The following is a 16,302-nucleotide window of genomic DNA, read 5'->3' on the forward strand; positions in this document are numbered from 1 at the left end:
CGACACTCCTCACCGAGGGGACCTTCCGGACATACCCCGTCGATCACCCCTCACCCACCTCTTCCCCGCGCGGATCCGTGCCACGATGGGAGGTGAGCCCGGCGAAGGAGGTCCGAAGTGCCCGACTGGGACGGTCGTGTCCTGCCGCCCGTGGCGCGGGCGCGGGTCGAACGCTTTGCCTCCTCCGGGCTGAAGACCTCGCTGCTCACCGTGCCCGGCGCCGTCGGGGCCGAGGTTGCCGGCTTCACCGCCGTCGGCGAGGTCATGGGCTGTGTTGTGCAGCAGATCGGCTGGGCCGGGCCCGGCGCCTGGGCCGCCGACCAGGTCAAGCTGCTCTCGGGCATGCTGCGCCAGGGCTACAAGACCGCGCTCGACCGGCTCGTCCAGGAAGCAGCCGCGCTCGGCGCCGACGGTGTGCTCGGGATCGGGTTCACCATCACCTCGCTCGACGACGTCATGCAGGAGTTCGTCGCCCTCGGCACCGCCGTCCGCGCCGAAACGAAACAACGGCCGCGGCGGGTGTTCACCACCGGTCTGGCGGGCCAGGACGTCGGCAAGCTGATGCAGGCGGGCTGGGTCCCGGTGAGCGTCGCGATCGGGGTCGCCGGCCGCGCGGCGTTCGACTACAACATGCCGAACCAGACCGTCGCGTGGGCCGGGAACATCGAGGTCGACGCGCCCACGAAGGTCGTCACCGAAGCGCGTGCCGAGTTCGGCCGCGCGATCCGCGACTGCGGCGCCGACGGCGGCATCGTCTCCGCCATGACTCTGCAGTCCTGGCCGGTCCAGCAGGTCGCTGTCGCCGGCGTCGCGACCGTGACCGGCACCGCGATCGCCCAGTTCCACACCGGCGCCGCCGCGCCGACCGCCGCGCTCAAGATCCTGCCGTTGAACCGTTCCTGAGGAGGCTTCGTGACCACCGCGGATCCCGCCGCGCAGCACATCCCCGAGGATGCGATGCGCCGGCTCGCCGAGATGCGACCTGGTCAGAAGACCAGCCTGTTCACCTCGGACCTGAGCGTCAACGAGTTCCTCCTCGTGCGCGAAGCCGGGTTCCGGCCGCTGGGGCTCGTGCTCGGCTCGAGCATCTACCACGTCGGGTTCCAGATGGGACGGTGGAGCAAGAACCAGGAGCTCGACCGGCTTTCCCAGGCCATGTACCACGCCCGCGAGCTCGCGATGTCGCGCATGGAGGCGGAGGCGGACGTCCTCGGCGCGGACGGCATCGTCGCGGTCCGGCTCGAGATCGAGTTCAAGGAGTTCGGCAGCGACCTGGCCGAGTTCATCGCGGTCGGCACGGCGGTCAAGGCCGACGAACCGGGCGAATGGCGCAACAACACGGGGAAGCCGTTCACCTCCGACCTGTCCGGCCAGGACTTCTGGACGCTGGTGCAGGCGGGCTACGCGCCGCTCGGCATGGTGATGGGGACGTGCGTCTATCACATCGCGCACCAGCGGTTCCGGCAGATGATGGGGAACATCGGCCAGAACGTCGAGATCCCGCAGTACACCGAGGCGTTGTACGACGCGCGCGAGCTGGCGATGTCGCGCATGCAGACCGAGGCCGAGCAGCTCGAGGCGGAGGGCATCGTCGGGGTGCAGCTGCTGTCCCTGCCCCACCGGTGGGGCGGTCACACGACGGAGTTCTTCGCGATCGGCACCGCGGTGAAGCCGTTGCGCGCCGACCACCACATCGCCAAACCGCAGCTCGTCCTGCCCCTCACCGACTGATGGGCGCCGAGCTGGAGTTCCACCTGCTGATGGCGGCGCTGCGTTCGGACCGCGCGGACGTCGAGTCGTACCACCGCGTCCTGTCCGAGACATTGGGCGACGCGCTCCCGCCGGGGATGGTCGAGGTGTCCCGTCGCCGCACGTTCGCCGACCGCGTCGCGGGCCGCGCCGGGCAGGCGGTTTCGGTGCAGGTCACCACGCCGGACCGGGTGCTGGTGCTGAGCGCGGGCAAGCACGGCGGGGTCGACGCGGAGATCCGCCAGGTCGTGCGGGGCGTGGTGATCAGCCGCAAGGAAGCCGCGATCGACGACTGGCTCGAGGCGCTGGCCCAGGAGCTGACGACGCTGGCGTCGAAGGACGCGAAAGCACGGGATGCGCTGTCGCGGCTGCTGGGTGGCTGAGAAATCGTTGGCACTCAAGGGAAGTACCTCGGGGACCTGAATGTGTGCCCCCGATGTACAGCCTAGCTTAAGGGTACGACAAAACGGTGGTGCCGGAGCCGGCCGGGACGCATGGCCGGCCGGCTCCTCGGTGGGGCTTACCCCACTGACACCCGCAGGATCTTGTTGTGGCTGTTGTGCGGGGTGCTGTCCTTGTCACCGTCCACACTGGTCGCCAGCCACATCTGGCCGTCCGGGGCCGGCTCCACCGTGCGGAGCCTGCCGTACGTTCCGTTGAAGAACGTCTGGAAGTTCGTCAGCGAGCTGCCGCTGATCACCGCGCGGTAGAGCCGCGTGCCGCGTTGGCAGGCGACGTACAGCGCGTCGCGGATGATCGTGATGCCGCTGCACGAACCCTGCGCCACCGGGTACGTCTTCTTCGGCGCGATGAACCCGGCGGTGCCGCATGACCCCGAAGTCCCTTCGCACGACGGCCAGCCGTAGTTGCCGCCCTTCGTGATCAGGTTCGTCTCGTCCATGACGCTGTTGCCGAACTCCTGCTCCCACAACCGGCCCTGCGAGTCGAACGCCAGCCCCTGCACGTCGCGGTGCCCGTAGCTCCACACCGCGTTGTGGAACGGGTTGTCCGCCGGGATCGTGCCGTCCGGGTTGATCCGCAGCACCTTTCCGTTGAGGCTGCTGGTGTTCGACGCGTTGTCGCCGTTCTGCGCGTCACCTGTGCCGGCGAACAGGTACCGGCCGTCCGGGCTGAAGCGCAGCCGCCCGCCGTTGTGGAACTTGTTGCGCGCGATCCCCGTCACGAGGATCTGCTCGGTGCTCGTGGACAGCGAATCGGCGGCGGGGTCGTACTTGATCCGGACGATCCGGTTGTCGTTCGGCGAGGTGTGCATGATGTAGAGCCAGTGGTCGGAGGCGAACGACGCCGGGTTGATCTCCAGGCCGGTCAGGCCGCCTTCGCCGTCGGTGCTCTGGACGTTCGGCACGGTCCCGATCGTCTTCTTCGCGCCGGTCTTCGGGTTCAGGTGGACGATCGAGTGCGCGTCACGCTGGTTGTAGAGGATCGTGCCGTCCGGCAGGGTGACCAGGCCCCACACGACGTCGTCGTCGGTCCCGACCTGCGCCGCGCCGCACACACCCTGCGACGGCGAACAGGTCGACCCGGGGGTGGTGGTGACGTCCAAGATCGGCGTGCTGGGCTCGCTCAGGTTGCCGTTCCCGTCGAAGGCCCGCACCTGCAGGTGGTAGGCGGTGTTCGGGGTCAGCCCGCCGAGCGTGGTGCTCGCCGTGTCGGAGGTGCCGATCTGAGTGGCGGTGCCACCGACGACGTTGAAGATCCGGTAGCCGGTGACCCCGACTTCGTCGGTCGAAGCGGTCCACCCGAGCCCGATCGACGTGCTGTTGACCGCGGTCGTGTGCACGTTCCCCGGCACGGACGGCGGTGTGTGGTCATCCGACGGTGGCGTCTTCACGGCGAGCGTGCCACTGGCTTGCGACACGTTCCCGGCCGCGTCGCGCGCGTTGACGTAGAAGCCGTAGTTGCCGTTCGGGCTGAGGTTGCCGCAGGACGCGGTGAGCGCGCCGGTGGTGCTGGCGCAGAGCTGCCCGTCCCGATAGACGTCGTAACCCGCGACACCGTCGTTGTCGGTCGCCGCGGTCCACGCGATGGTCGCGCTGGTGGGCGTGACCCCGACGAGCGTCGGCGTGCCGGGCGGTGACGGCGGCACGACGTCGCCGGTCGAACCGTAAACGCCGAACTCCTGCAGCGAGTAGCCCTTCGACGCGTCGGTGCGGCAGCGTTTTGTGCCGTACACCCGCACGTAGCGGCCGGTGCCGTCGAGCGAGGTCAGGTCCTCCACTCCCCCCTTTCCGGTGGTGGTCGCGTAGATCCGTGTCCACGTGACGTGGTCGGCGGACGTGTCGATTTCGTAGGCGGTAGCGCAAGAGGCGTCCCACTGCAGCCGGACCCGGTTGACGTGCGCGGTCACGCCGAGGTCGACGTAGATCCACTGCGGATCCACACCGGCCGCGCTGGCCCAGCGGGTCGCCGAGTCGCCGTCGACGGCGTCCGGCGCCGGACAGCACCCACCCGCCGACGACGCCGTCACCGGCTTTCCCTGCGACAGCAAGGGATCGGCGGCTTGCGCCGGCCCCGCCACGCTGATCGTCCCGGCGACGAGCGCGGCCACCGCGGCCACGATCGTCCCCACCCGAATCCGTCCGGTCATCCCGTCCTCCACACAGCCGGCGCGGAGGATCGACCACTGCGAGGCCTCCGCGGAACACAGTCGTGCCGCCACGGCCCCGGTCTGCTGCTCGCGCGCCCGGGCCCGTCGGCGAACGACCCGTCGGCGCAGGCAGAGGCGGATGCCTGACGACGACGGCGGGGTTCTCCGGGACCGGGACCGACCTGGGCAGGGCGATCTCGTCAGAACCCTACGAGCGGAACGTCCGGCCGGTCAACCGGCGCCGGACCGGCGTCCCGCTCATCGGGTAGGGCCGTGAAACCGTTGAGGGAGAACGGATTTCAGTTCGGCACCACCCGCCCCAGGAAGCCCCGGATGTACCCGGCGATGGTGTCCAGGTGTGTCTCCAGTGCGAAGTGCCCCGCGTCGAGCAGGTGGATCTCGGCGTCGGGCAGATCACGGGCGTACGCGCGGGCGCCGTCGGCGATGAAGATCTCGTCGTTGCCGCCCCAGACCGCCAGCAGCGGGACCTGGCTGGCCCGGAAGTACTCGTGGAACTTCGGGTAGAGGCCGATGTTGTGGTGGTAGTCGGCGAGCAGCGCCATCTGGATCTCGGCGCCACCAGGCCGGTCGAGCAGGGCCTGGTCGTGGATCCAGACGTCCGGGCTGACCAGCTCCGGGTCGGGCGATCCGTCCAGGTACTGCGCCTTCGTCGCCTCGAGGGTGACCATGGCGCGCAGGTCCTCCTCGGTGAGCGTGCCGGCCGCGAGCCGCTGCGGGAGCCCGGCGCCCAGGCCCTCGACGTAGGCGTTGCCGTTCTGCGTGACGATCGCGGTGATCCGGTCCGGGTTCCAGGCCGCGACGCGCAGGCCGACCGGGGAGCCGAAGTCCTGGATGTAGAGCGCGAAGCGGGCGAGGCCGAGCTGGTCGAGCAGGGCCGTCGTGAGCTCGGCGAGCGCGTCGAAGGTGTAGGTGAACTCGTCGACCGACGGCGCGTCGGACGCGCCCGAGCCCAGGTAGTCGGGCGCGACGACGTGGTAGCGGTCGGCCAGCGCCGGGATCAGGTGCCGGTACATGTGCGAGCTGGTCGGGAAGCCGTGGAGCAGCACGATCGTGGGTGCGCCGGCGGGCCCGGCCTCCCGGTAGAACAGCCGGTGCCCGGCGACGGTGGCGTAGCGGTGATGCACGGTGACCATCGGTCTCTCCTCACGTCTCATGGATACTTTTTTATTTATCCATGAGACGAGGTAGGCTGTCAACGGGTCGGGGAAACTGGACACTGGACTCGGGAGGCGAACGTGGTCACTGCAGCACCCGGCGAGGAGCGCTCGCCGGCCCTGGCGCTGGTCAACACCCGGCGACTCAACGCCGGCGAGGAGGTCGACGACCTCGCCGAGCCCCGCGAGGCCACCACGTGGTTGCGCCGGCACGAACTCCCGGCAGCGACCGTCGGCGCCGACGACCTGAGCCGCTTGACCGGTCTCCGCGCCGCGGTCCGCGAACTGCTGGCGGCCTTGGCCGAGGACCGCTCACCGGACGCCGGTGCCCTTGAGACGGTGAATGCGGCAGCCCGCGCCGACCGGGCCGCACCCCAGCTCGCGTGGCCGGCCAGTCCCAGCCTCGAGTGGCACAGCGCCCACCCCGGCAGCGCCAACGAGGCCCTAGCCGCCCTCGCCCGCGACGCGATCAACGTGGTCAGCGGCGACCTCGGCCGGCTCGCGCGCCCGTGTGAAGCCCACGGCTGCGTGCGGTTCTTCTTCCGCGAGCACGCCCGCCGCCGCTGGTGCTCGACAACCTGCGGCGACCGGGTCCGCGCGGCCCGACACCAGCGATTGGTGGTCGAGCAGCGGGGGTCCTCCGCAGAGCGCTCTTGACCCGGCCCCGTTCGCTACGCCGAAGCCGCCAACGCAGCTCCTTCAACGACAGCGCGAGGACAGTTCGCTGCGCCCAGGCCGCCCCGCACGACTCCTTCGGCAAACCGCGAGCGCAGCTCACTCCGTCGTGAACACCGCCGAGCGGCTCACCTCCGCCCATTCGGCCACCTCGGCGCCGCGAGCGCGTTCCGACCGTTGCACGGCTTCGACCGCGTCCGCGCCGAGCAGCAGCCGGAGCGGCGGTTTGTCGAGGCGGACCAGGTCGGTGAGGATGTGGGCCGCCTTGGCCGGGTCGCCGGCCTGTTTGCCGTCGCTCGCGTCGCGTAGGCGGTGCATCTCCCCCACCGATGCGTCGTACTCCGGGCGGACCGTCGCGCGTTCCATCGAGGCGCCCTGCCAGTCCGTGCGGAACGCTCCCGGCTCGACGAGCGTGACCTTGACGCCGAACGGTTTCACCTCCGCGTTGAGCACCTCGGAGAACCCCTCCACGGCGAACTTGGCGGCCTGGTAGGCACCCAGCCCCGGTGAGCCGCCGACCCGGCCGCCGACCGACGAGAACTGCAGGAAGTGCCCCGAGCCCTGCTCGCGGAACACCGGCAGGGCCGCCCGGGTGACGTTGACAACGCCGAAGAAGTTCGCCTCGACCTGCGCCCGGAAGTCGTCTTCCGCCATGTCTTCGATCGGCGCGCTGTTCGCGTACCCGGCGTTGTTGACCACGACGTCGAGCCCGCCGAACTCTCGCACCGCGAACGCGACCGCCTCGCGCGCGGCCGCGGGGTCCGTGACGTCCAGCGCGAACGCGCGGACCGCCTCCCCGTGCTCGGCCACGAGATCCTTCAGCTGCTCCGGGCGGCGCGCGGTCGCGACCACTCGGTCACCGGTCTCCAGCGCGACCCTGGCCAGCTCGCGCCCGAACCCGCGAGAGCTGCCGGTGATCAGCCACGTCCTGCTCATGATGTCCCTCTCCTCACTCTCCGGCCGGTCACAACCAACCGGTTGGTTATCTCCAGGAAACACTGGGCGGCCACGTTTGTCAACTAACCAGTCAGTTGGTACGGTGGTGACATGAGAGACGCGGCCGAGACCAAGAGGCGATTGCTGGCCGCCGCCACCGAGGAGTTCGCGGAACGGGGCATCGCGGGCGCCCGCGTAGACCGGATCGCGGCCGCCGCGGAGTGCAACAAGGCGATGATCTACACCTACTTCGGCAGCAAGGACAAGCTGTTCGACGCGGTGTTCGGCGAGTCGGTCGCGCGGTTCGTCATCGACGTCCCGCTCGACGCCGGCAACCTGCCGGAGTACGCCGGCAAGCTCTTCGACCGGTACGAAGAGCGCCCGGACGCGCTACGGCTGGCGGTGTGGCACCGGCTGGAGCGGCCCGAAGGCAAGTGGGTCACGGAAATCGTGCTGGCCAACGAGATCCGGCTGGACGACCTGAAACGAGCACAGGACGACGGGAGGCTGACCAAGCACTACACACCCATGGAGCTGCTGGTGCTGATCCAGTCGGTCTCGACGGCGTGGACAACAACCAATTCGGAGCTCGGCGTCCGCACGGCGATCCCCCGCGACCAGCGGCGGGCGCTGGTGGTGGACGCAGTCAGGAGGCTGATCGCGGAGCAGTGACGAGCGGCGCCGAACTGGTCACCGAACCCCGACGGCAAAGCACAAGGCGGCCGCTGCCGGTGGCGAACGTCCGGCACCGACGAGGTGGCCGAGACCGGCACCGGAGACGCACCCGAGGCCTGGCGCCGGAAGCGGCCGAAAGCCCGAAACCGGCGACGCACTCGAAGCCCGGCGTCGGAAGCAGGCAACAAGCCCGAGCCGGTCGGCGAACCGGCGACGCACGGTTTGCCGACCGGCTCGGGAAGCTAGTCGACCAGGGCCCCGCAGCTGACATTGACAGTGGACGCGGTCATCGTGCGGGCGCGGTCCGAGGCGACGAACGCCGCCACCGCGCCGACGTCGGCCAGGGTGGCCGCTCGGCCGAGCATCGTCTTGCCCGTGATGTTCTGCTCGATCGCCTCGCGGCCCGAAAAGTCGCGCGAGAGCGTCTCCGGGATGCCGCCTGTCCGGAGCGTCACCGCACGAATCCCCCGCGGGCCCAGCTCGGCGGCGATCTGGCGGCGCATCGCTTCGAGCGCGTGGAACGCCACCTGCAAACCACCGACGGCGAACTCGCGCATGGGCTCGGCGTCTCCGCCGAACAGGAGGATCACCCCGGAACGCCTCTGCATCATGTGCCGGGCCGCCGCACGGGCGGTCAGGAACTGGGTGCGGACGGCCGTCAGCACCGGGCGTTCGTAGTCCGCGAGCGCCATGTCGACCAGCGGTATGCCCTGGACGTCGCCGTGGGTGATGAGATTGAACGAGATGTCGACGCCTCCTTGGGCGGCGACGGCGTCCGCGTGGGCGTCGACGGCCTGCTCGTCGAGGGCGTCGACCTCCGCCGTCTCGGCCGAGCCGCCCGCCGCGCGGATGCGCGAGGCGACTTCCTCCAGCCGGGTGCGCGTGCGGCCGGCGAGGAAGACCGTGGCGCCTTCCTCGGCGAATGCCGTGGCCACGGCCGTGCCGATCCGGCCCGCGCCGCCGTAGATGATCGCGTTCTTGCCGTCGAGCAGCGTCATGCGTCCCTCCGATGTCCGGGTTCCTTCACCCGTGCGTCGAACGGGACCCGGCCGGATCGACTGGGATCAGGCCGGACGCTCTCCCGACAGGATCGCGTGACCGTAAGACTCCTTGGCGGTCAGGTACTTCAGCGTCTCGGTGCTCGGCTCCCGCTGGACCAGCTGGCGCATCTCGGCCCGGATTCCTGCCACCTCGAGCGCGGAGATCTTGGTGGGGTTGTTCGTCAGCAGCTGGACGGCGGAAAGGCCGAGCTGCTTGAGCAGGGCGGCGGCGTCCGCATAGGACCGGCTGTCCGCCTTGTACCCCAAGGCCGAGTAGCTCGCGAACGTGTCCAGGTCCCTTTCCTGCGACAGCCGGTAGCCCTCCGCCTTCGCCAGCAGACCCGCGCCGCGGCCCTCCTGGTCCAGGTACACCAGCACCCCGCCGCGCCGGCGGATGATGCGTAGGGACTGCCTCAGCTGCCACCGGCAGTCGCAGTTCGTGGACTCGAACACCTCGCCGTACAGACAGCGGGAGTGGATCCTGACGAAGCAGCCGTCGGTGGGCTCGCCGTACACCGCCGCGCTCGGTGGGTTCATCCGCTCGGTCCCGTCCTGCAGGACGATCGCACGGAACGCCCGGCCGCTCGCCTCCAGTTCGTGAACCACTGATCCGGTCACGGGATCTCCAGACTCTGGTCGGTCTCGAGGGTGCGCTCGACCTCGTCGAGCCCCGGCATCGAGTCGGTGACCTCGTCGAGCGTCGGGTTCGTCGCCATCGCCGCGATCGCCCAGTGCAGGGCTTCCTCACGACTCCGGCCGGTACCCTCTTGAATGAGTTTTTGGATCAGCGCCGCGGAGAAGGCTTCCCGGACGCCCGGTGCATCGTCGAGCGGGACCGGCGGGCCCTCGATGTCTTGGGAGATCACGCTCGAGCGGATCTTACAACCGAAACTCTCGACGACACAGACCGCGCCCACCCCGAGTGCGAGCAGCTGCCTCGCCAGGTCGTCGACCGTCCGCGGAGTGTCCGGTTCGGACAGCAGCTTGCGGAGCTCACCCTCGCGTCCGACCAGGTAGTCGACGCCGCGCAGGAGCCGGTAGAGCTGCTGAGGCGCCTCGCGGGACGGCGAAGCCTGCAGCAGCACCAAAGGCTTCTTCGGCTGCCTGGCCGCGACCGCCAGCGCCCACTTGACCGTCTCCATCGGCGGCTCGAGCGTGATCAGCACCGCGTCCGCCGAGGCCATCGCCTCCCGCACGCGCGGGGCGCGAAGGTCCTCTCTGGACAGAGAGACTTCGAGACCGTTCATCCAGCCGAGGTACCGGGTCTGCCCGGTCTGGCCGACCAGCACCAGCGCCCGCGGGTTGGCGGCGCCGGAGGTCTCCCTGAGCAGCTGGGTGGACAGGCCCTCATGGCGCATGTAGTCCACCAGGTCCCGCGCCTGGGAGTCGCCGCCGATCGCGGCCACCAGCAGGGCTTCGAGCCCGAGGCGCCGCCCCGCGACGGCCAGGTTGAGCCCCTTGCCGCCGGGGTGCACGTCGAACGACCGGGCCTGGACGGCCTCGCCGATATCGGGCCATTCGTCGGACACGACCACGTGGTCGGTCATCGCGCCGCCCACGACCACGACGGTGCCCACCGTCTCCCCGGCCGGCTCTTCGACCGGCTCGACGTCGTGGACGCAGCGGTCGGCCAGCACGCCCAGCGTCCGGTTCTCGATCGAGCCGCGCAGGCTGCGGACCGTCGGAGCCGGGTAGTCGCTCGTGACGCCGAGAAGGTGGTGCAACGCGACCCATCCTTCGGCCAGCGCACGGCGACGTTCCCCCAGGTCGTCCGCGTACAGCTGCCCGAGCGCGGCGTGCGAGCCCACGCGCGCGCGGAGGACACCGAGCGCCAGTGCGGCGTCCGCGATCAGCAGGTCGGTGGGGTCGAGCGCGGCGACGGCGGTGGTCACCACGCGGACGATCGCCTCGCCCTCGGGCACCCCCGTCTCCCGGACGTGCCGGCGGACGACGGGCAGCTCGGCGAGCAGCCGGACGTCGACCTCGGTGGCGTCGAGGCGATCGACAGTGAGCCCGCTGCGCGTCCTCAGCTTGAGGAAGACGCTCCGGACGCCCTCGACGTTGGCGTCGTACCTCGCCATCGTCCCAGCCTACCCTTCCCTGTCACTTGCCCTTCTCCGGGCGGCACTTGCACGGCAGCACGCTCGGAAGTTACTCCATTCAGCCCGTTTGACAGCTGCGTTCGGCGACCGCGTGTCGGATGAAGGATGGCATCGCGACCCCGACCAGCGAAATCCTCCTCGATGTCATCGCATTGTCAATTGACATCGTTACTAGGCAAATGCCACGCTGAAGGCGCTCATGGACCCTCGGGAGGTCGTCATGCAGCCTCAGAACACCCAGCCGGCACGGAGAGCCCGGTCCGGTAAGACCCGTCTGGACCTGCGGAACGCGACAGCGTCCACCAAGCGTGCCACTCGGGTGTCATTTGCCGGGATGATCGTTTTCAGTGCCGTCGTCAGCGGGTGCGCGCTGCCGGCGCGGGCCGTGACCCCCAGCGGGGGCGACCGGGTCGTCGTGGTTGTCAGCGGGACGGCGAACGAGCCTCGGCCGGCCGTCACCGATGCCGTCCTCACCGTGCTCCGCGACGCCGCGAACAGCGGGAACGTCTCCCAGCAGGGCTCGGGCAAGAGCAGCGTCGTGCTGGTGTCGGCCGCGGACGGCGGGGACCGGCGGTCGGTCGTGCTCACGCCGCGGCGGGCCGACGGCTCGCTGGAACACGGGCTCTCCCGGCCGTCGCTGATCGAGCGGAACGTCGCCGGTGCCGTCGACGCCATCGGCGCCACCGCCGCCGGCAAGAGCGGGCTCGACCTGCTCGCCGGCGTCACCGACGCCGTCCGCGGGCTGCCCGCCGGGACGCTCGTGGTCGACAGCAGCGGGCTCAGCACCGGGGGCGCGTTCGACCTGCGTCAGGTCGGCTGGACGGCCGACCCCGCCGCCGTCGCCGCGCAGCTGGCCGCCGCCGGGCAGGTGCCGCGGCTGACCGGCTGGCGGGTGCTCTTCGCCGGGCTCGGTTCGGTGGCCGGCGTGCAGCCGCCGCTGCCTGCGCCGGCTCGCGACCGGCTGGCCGCGTACTGGCAGGCGATCTGCCGGGCGGCCGGGGCCGCGTCGTGCGACGTCGACCAGAGCCGGGTCCCGGCCGAGCCGTCGCGGGCCACCGTGGCGACGCCGGTCGTGCCGGTGCCCGGGGTGACGTCGGTGACCGGCCCGCGGGGCGAGGTCACCACCACGGTTTCGGACGCCGCGCTCGGCTTCGCCGGGGACTCCGCGGTGCTGTCCGAATCGGCCCGCGACCTCCTCCGGTCGCTCGCGGGCAGCATCACGGCCGGTCGCGGCAACGCGCCGGTCACCGTCCGCGGCTTCGCGGCCGATCCACCGGGGTCGACCGACGCGGGGCGGCGGGAACTGGCGGAACAGCGAGCGCGTGCCGTCGCCGGCGCGCTCACCGGGGCCGGGGTGACCCAGCGGGTCGACGCCACCGGCACCGGGACGCAGCCCGGGGTCACCGCGATGACCGGCGGGCGGTTCGACGAAGCGGCGGCGGCCCGGATGAGGCGGGTGGAGATCACGTACCAGGGCCCCGGCCCGAGCTCGTAGCCAGACCAGGAGGCAGTCATGACCAGCATCGACGAAACCCGAAACCTCCCCCTGCCGCAGCCGCGGCGCCGCGCGGAGACCCCGGCGGGCGACCTGCTGCAGGCCCGGATCCAGGAGCTGACCTACCGCGCCGCCCGCGCGATGGACGGCCACGTCGTCGGCCCGCACGGCCAGAACCTGACCGTCGGCGAGGCGCAGGCCCGCGCCGACCTGATCGACCGGCTCATCGGGCTCGAGCAGATGCGCGGGAGCCTGCGCCACCGGCGCGTCGGTCGGGTGACCCGGGTGCTGACGCTGCTCACGGTGACCGTCGTCGACCTGCCGATCATGCTGTGGCTGGCCAGTTCGGTGTTCAACGTCGACTGGAGCGACCCGCTCGGGCTGCCGCTGGCGATCAGCATCGTCATCTCGGTGCTGGCGACCGGCGGCGCGGCGACGGCGTTGCACCACCTCGGCCACAACCAGCGCCAGCACAAGAACGCCAAGCGGCAGCTGGACTGGCCGAAGCTGTCGGTCGGCTCGAAGCTGAGCCTGGTCACGGTCGGGCTGCTGGTCGGGCTGATGGGCGTGGTGATGTTCGTGCGCGTCTACACCGAGGGTGTGCTGTCGGGGATGAACGACCTGGCCGTGCTGATGGCGGTGCTGGTCGCGCTGGTCATGGTCGTTTCGGCGACGCTGGTGTTCTGGACGGCGTTCCGCGACGGCTCGCTCGAGCAGGACGACCTGCGCCACTACAGCGACTGCGTGCGGCCCTTCCTCGCGGCGAGACGCGAGTACGAGGACCAGGCGCACGAGCTGAGCTGCCAGTACGACCTGCTGCGCCGCCGCGGCGGGGACGAGTGACCTCGGGGGAGCCCGGGGACCCGGGCCGGCGGGCTGGGGCTGCCCGCCGGCCCGGGTGACGTCACGGGCGCGGAACGCCCATCGGGTTCGGCACCGGGACCAAGCCCGAGTCGATCACCGTCCGGCTCAGCGGGACCGCCAGCTCCAGCGTCCGCGCCAAATCCTCGCCCAGCTCCTCGACCGGCGCCGCCGCCAAGCGGTCCGTGTCCTCCTCGACGCGGCGGCGCAACGCCGCGCCCAAAGGCGTCAGAAGTCCCTCGGCGTCCAAAAGCCCGCGGCCGCGCAATCCCGCGATCGCCGCGTCCCACGCGAGATCCGACCACCCTCGGTGCGGCTGGACGTCCGCCCGGGTGATCACTCCGTCGCCGATGTGGGTGAGCGTTGTCTCCAGGCCCGTCAGGCCCGCGTGGACCGCCGACAGAACGTGGCCGTCGCCTCGATGCTCGCGCAGGATCGTTGCCGCCAGCCAGATGCGGCCCAGGGCGCTTGACGGCTTCGGGACCGACGCCCACGCTGCCGCCAGCGGGCGGCCGTCGAAGCGGCACGCCGAAACCGCTCGCTCGAGCAGGCCGGCCAGCTCCTCGTGGTCCGGTCCCACGGCCCGGCTCAGCGCGGCTTCCACCGCGTCGAGCCGGGACCGGAGAACCTGCTCCGGCGCGGCGAACGACCATGCGTCCGGCAGGGCGCGGGCCACCATCGCCGGGGCGAAGCCGAACAGCACTGACGTCGCCAGCGCCGGACCGATCGGGCCCAGCGGGGCCAGGCGGCCCGCGAAGTACCCCATCCAGTACCCGCGCAGGCCCGCTTCCTTCGCCGCTGCCGCCGTTTCGGGTGCGAAGTAGACCGCCGCGTGCAGCGGCTCCACCGCCGCCCAGAGCTCTCGCGCTGTCACGAACCCCAGGCTACCGGCAGCTCTCGCACCCCGTAGACCAGCGTGTTGTGCTTGTACGCCAACGACTCCCGCGGCACCGCCAGCCGCAGGTCCGGCACCCGGCGGAACAGCCGCGTCAACGCCTCCTGCAGCTCGACGCGCGCCAGCTGCTGGCCGATGCACTGGTGCGCGCCGAAGCCGAACGCCACGTGCGTGCGCGGCGATTCGCGGTGGAAGTCGAGCTTGTCCGCTCCCGGGAACAGCTCCTCGTCCCGGTTCGCCGAGTTGAGCGCCGCGACCAGCCACTCCCCCGCCTTGACCGACCGCGAACCCACCTGGACGTCGGAAGTCGCGTAGCGCAGCACGCCGAACTGGACCACCGACAGGTACCGCAGCAGCTCCTCGACCGCCCGCTCCGGCGCCGCCAGCACGACGTCGCGCTGCGACGGGTGTTCCAGCAGAACCAACGTGCTCAACGCGATCATGTTGGCCGTCGTCTCGTGGCCGGCCACCAGGAGGCTGAGGCCGAGCACCACCAGCTCCTCCATCGTGAGCGGGTCGCCGGACGCCTCACCGCGTGAGATCAGCCGGCTGAACAGGTCGTCCTGCGGGTTCCGCTGCTTCTCGGTGAACAGCTCCGCCAGGAACCCGGAAAGCTCGTCGTAGGCCTGTTTCCCCTCCTCGGGCGTGGCGTCGGTGCTGACGAGGAACCCGCTCTGCCGCTGGAACCGCGAGCGGTCCGCGTACGGGACGCCGAGCAGCTCGCAGATCACCAGCGACGGGATCGGCAACGCGAAGTCCCGCACGAGATCGGCTTCGCCGGGCCGGGCGAGCATCGTGTCCAGGTGGCTCTCCACCAGCTCCTGGACGTACTCGCGCATCGCCTCGACGCGCCGCACGGTGAACTCCGCGATCACCATCTTGCGGATGCGCGAGTGCTCCTTGCCGTCGAGCTGGATGATCGAGCCCGGGCTGACCTCCTCGTCGAGGTCGGCGTTCGGGTTCACGTGCACCGAAGACGCGCCGCGCGAGCTCATCGTGCGGTCGGCGAGCACCGCGCGGACGTCGCTGTAGCGCGTCACCAGCCAGGCGTCCATGCCGGCCGGGCAGCGCACCTGCGACGTCGGCGCGGCTTCCCGCAGCGCGGCGTAGTTCTCGGGCGGGTCGAACGGGCATCCGGCCGGTCGCGTCGTCGGGAGGGCCGGGGTTTCGGATGTCGCCGTCACGGCGGATCACACCTCTCTGCCGGTGGTCTGGACACTTCCACCATGGAGAGAACCGGGGCCGTCGTGGGACGTTCGACCCACTTCCGACCCGGATGGCCTAGCGGGCGCCGTACGCTCCGCCGTTCACGTGCACGACCTGACCGGTGATGTGCCCGGCTCCCGGCGATGCCAGGAACTGCACGGTTTCCGCGACTTCTTCCGGTTGCCCGGCGCGCTGGTCGAACGCGACGGCGACCCGCGCGTCGACCCACTCCTGGGTGACCGTGCCGTGGAAGAACTCCGTGTCGAGGGTGACGCCGGGCGCCACGACGTTGGCGCTGCCCCCGGCCGGGCCGAGCTGCCGCGCGAGGTCGGTGTTCCACGCCTCGATCGCCGCTTTCGCCGCGCCGTAGGAGCCTGAGCCCTGCTTCGCCGCGATGGAACCGAGAGTCACAACCCGCACGTTGTCCGCGAAGCGCGGCTTCAGGGCAGTAGTCACGAGAACGGCGGAGACGACGTTGGCTTCGAAGTTCGCGCGCCACGCGTCCGCCAGCCCGGCGAGGTCGCCCGGCGCCGGGGCCTCCCGGACCCGGTCGGTGTTGCCGCCGGCGTTGTTGACCAGCACGTCCACCCGCGCGGGCAGCTCCGCCAGCGCCCCCCGCACCGCCGCCGGGTCGCTCGCGTCGAAGGCCACCGCCCGCGCGCCGATCTTCTCCGCCGCGGCTTCGAGCACGTCCTTGCGCCGCCCGGTGACGGTCACCCGCTCGCCCGCCGCCGCGAACCGGGCGGCGATCGCCAGCCCGATGCCGGTGCCGCCCCCGGTGACCACGATTTCCCGCTGTTCGCTCATGACGCCATCTTCACCGAGGAAAGCGCTCCCCCGCACGGGTTTCCCGGCGACCGGAACACCAGCCGGGTTAGTTAGGAA

16 protein-coding genes are annotated in these 16,302 nt (G+C 70.9%); 7 read left to right on the forward strand and 9 right to left on the reverse strand.

Going from position 1 to position 16,302, the window contains the following annotated elements:
• Nucleotides 1–117 precede the first annotated feature (117 nt).
• Genes ACZ63E_RS24660 through ACZ63E_RS24670 form a run of 3 tightly spaced genes read left to right on the forward strand, consistent with a single transcriptional unit; the run spans nt 118 to nt 2,132 of the window.
• A complete protein-coding gene (locus ACZ63E_RS24660; RefSeq protein WP_465338457.1) occupies nt 118–903 on the forward strand; it encodes a heavy metal-binding domain-containing protein in 786 nt (261 codons plus the stop codon).
• Between the two features lie 9 nt (nt 904–912).
• Nucleotides 913–1,731: a heavy metal-binding domain-containing protein gene (locus tag ACZ63E_RS24665; RefSeq protein ID WP_364520978.1), complete on the forward strand. Its 819-nt coding sequence runs from the start codon at nt 913–915 to the stop codon at nt 1,729–1,731.
• Nucleotides 1,731–2,132: a hypothetical protein gene (locus ACZ63E_RS24670; protein WP_465338458.1), complete on the forward strand. Its 402-nt coding sequence runs from the start codon at nt 1,731–1,733 to the stop codon at nt 2,130–2,132. Before ACZ63E_RS24665 ends, ACZ63E_RS24670 begins: the two co-directional genes overlap by 1 nt.
• Nucleotides 2,133–2,269: 137 nt before the next feature.
• On the opposite strand, the gene ACZ63E_RS24675 is transcribed toward ACZ63E_RS24670, so the two are convergent.
• Both ACZ63E_RS24675 and ACZ63E_RS24680 read right to left on the reverse strand, forming a co-directional pair.
• Nucleotides 2,270–4,357, reverse strand: a complete 2,088-nt coding sequence (locus ACZ63E_RS24675; RefSeq protein ID WP_465338459.1) for a PQQ-dependent sugar dehydrogenase — start codon at nt 4,355–4,357, stop codon at nt 2,270–2,272.
• A 299-nt stretch (nt 4,358–4,656) separates the two neighbouring features.
• The gene (locus ACZ63E_RS24680; protein ID WP_465338460.1) at nt 4,657–5,511 is read right to left on the reverse strand and encodes an alpha/beta fold hydrolase; all 855 of its coding nucleotides are present in this window, start codon (nt 5,509–5,511) and stop codon (nt 4,657–4,659) included.
• Between the two features lie 102 nt (nt 5,512–5,613).
• Between ACZ63E_RS24680 and ACZ63E_RS24685 the strand changes: the two genes are divergently transcribed.
• Nucleotides 5,614–6,189 carry a CGNR zinc finger domain-containing protein gene (locus tag ACZ63E_RS24685; RefSeq protein WP_465338461.1) on the forward strand — a complete coding sequence of 192 codons (576 nt, stop codon included), beginning with the start codon at nt 5,614–5,616 and terminating at the stop codon, nt 6,187–6,189.
• 117 nt (nt 6,190–6,306) lie between these two features.
• Here the strand turns inward: ACZ63E_RS24685 and ACZ63E_RS24690 are convergent, their stop codons facing one another.
• The gene (locus tag ACZ63E_RS24690; RefSeq protein WP_465338462.1) at nt 6,307–7,143 is read right to left on the reverse strand and encodes an oxidoreductase; all 837 of its coding nucleotides are present in this window, start codon (nt 7,141–7,143) and stop codon (nt 6,307–6,309) included.
• 111 nt (nt 7,144–7,254) lie between these two features.
• On the opposite strand from ACZ63E_RS24690, the gene ACZ63E_RS24695 reads away from it, so the two are divergent.
• A complete protein-coding gene (locus tag ACZ63E_RS24695) occupies nt 7,255–7,815 on the forward strand; it encodes a TetR/AcrR family transcriptional regulator (protein ID WP_465338463.1) in 561 nt (186 codons plus the stop codon).
• A 245-nt stretch (nt 7,816–8,060) separates the two neighbouring features.
• On the opposite strand, the gene ACZ63E_RS24700 is transcribed toward ACZ63E_RS24695, so the two are convergent.
• The 3 genes from ACZ63E_RS24700 to ACZ63E_RS24710 form a co-directional block, all read right to left on the reverse strand.
• Complete coding sequence (locus ACZ63E_RS24700; RefSeq protein ID WP_465338464.1) at nt 8,061–8,816, reverse strand: SDR family NAD(P)-dependent oxidoreductase; 756 nt, start codon at nt 8,814–8,816, stop codon at nt 8,061–8,063.
• Nucleotides 8,817–8,882: 66 nt separating this feature from the next.
• Nucleotides 8,883–9,476, reverse strand: a complete 594-nt coding sequence (gene ribA / locus ACZ63E_RS24705; protein WP_465338465.1) for a GTP cyclohydrolase II RibA — start codon at nt 9,474–9,476, stop codon at nt 8,883–8,885.
• The gene (locus ACZ63E_RS24710; RefSeq protein ID WP_465338466.1) at nt 9,473–10,939 is read right to left on the reverse strand and encodes a PfkB family carbohydrate kinase; all 1,467 of its coding nucleotides are present in this window, start codon (nt 10,937–10,939) and stop codon (nt 9,473–9,475) included. Before ACZ63E_RS24710 ends, ribA begins: the two co-directional genes overlap by 4 nt.
• 355 nt (nt 10,940–11,294) lie before the next feature.
• On the opposite strand from ACZ63E_RS24710, the gene ACZ63E_RS24715 reads away from it, so the two are divergent.
• Together ACZ63E_RS24715 and ACZ63E_RS24720 are read left to right on the forward strand one after the other, a co-directional pair.
• Nucleotides 11,295–12,455, forward strand: coding sequence for an OmpA family protein (locus tag ACZ63E_RS24715; protein WP_465338467.1), 1,161 nt, complete (start codon nt 11,295–11,297; stop codon nt 12,453–12,455).
• Between the two features lie 18 nt (nt 12,456–12,473).
• Nucleotides 12,474–13,298 (forward strand): hypothetical protein, encoded by an 825-nt coding sequence (locus tag ACZ63E_RS24720; protein WP_465338468.1) that lies wholly within the window; start codon nt 12,474–12,476, stop codon nt 13,296–13,298.
• 61 nt (nt 13,299–13,359) lie between these two features.
• On the opposite strand, the gene ACZ63E_RS24725 is transcribed toward ACZ63E_RS24720, so the two are convergent.
• The 3 genes from ACZ63E_RS24725 to ACZ63E_RS24735 form a co-directional block, all read right to left on the reverse strand.
• The gene (locus ACZ63E_RS24725) at nt 13,360–14,190 is read right to left on the reverse strand and encodes an SCO6745 family protein (RefSeq protein WP_465338469.1); all 831 of its coding nucleotides are present in this window, start codon (nt 14,188–14,190) and stop codon (nt 13,360–13,362) included.
• Nucleotides 14,187–15,395, reverse strand: coding sequence for a cytochrome P450 (locus tag ACZ63E_RS24730; RefSeq protein ID WP_465338470.1), 1,209 nt, complete (start codon nt 15,393–15,395; stop codon nt 14,187–14,189). The genes ACZ63E_RS24725 and ACZ63E_RS24730 overlap by 4 nt, the downstream gene beginning before the upstream one ends.
• Before the next feature lie 97 nt (nt 15,396–15,492).
• Nucleotides 15,493–16,224, reverse strand: a complete 732-nt coding sequence (locus tag ACZ63E_RS24735) for an SDR family oxidoreductase (protein WP_465338471.1) — start codon at nt 16,222–16,224, stop codon at nt 15,493–15,495.
• Between the last annotated feature and the right edge of the window lie 78 nt (nt 16,225–16,302).

Source organism: Amycolatopsis sp. NPDC104819, assembly GCF_055583145.1.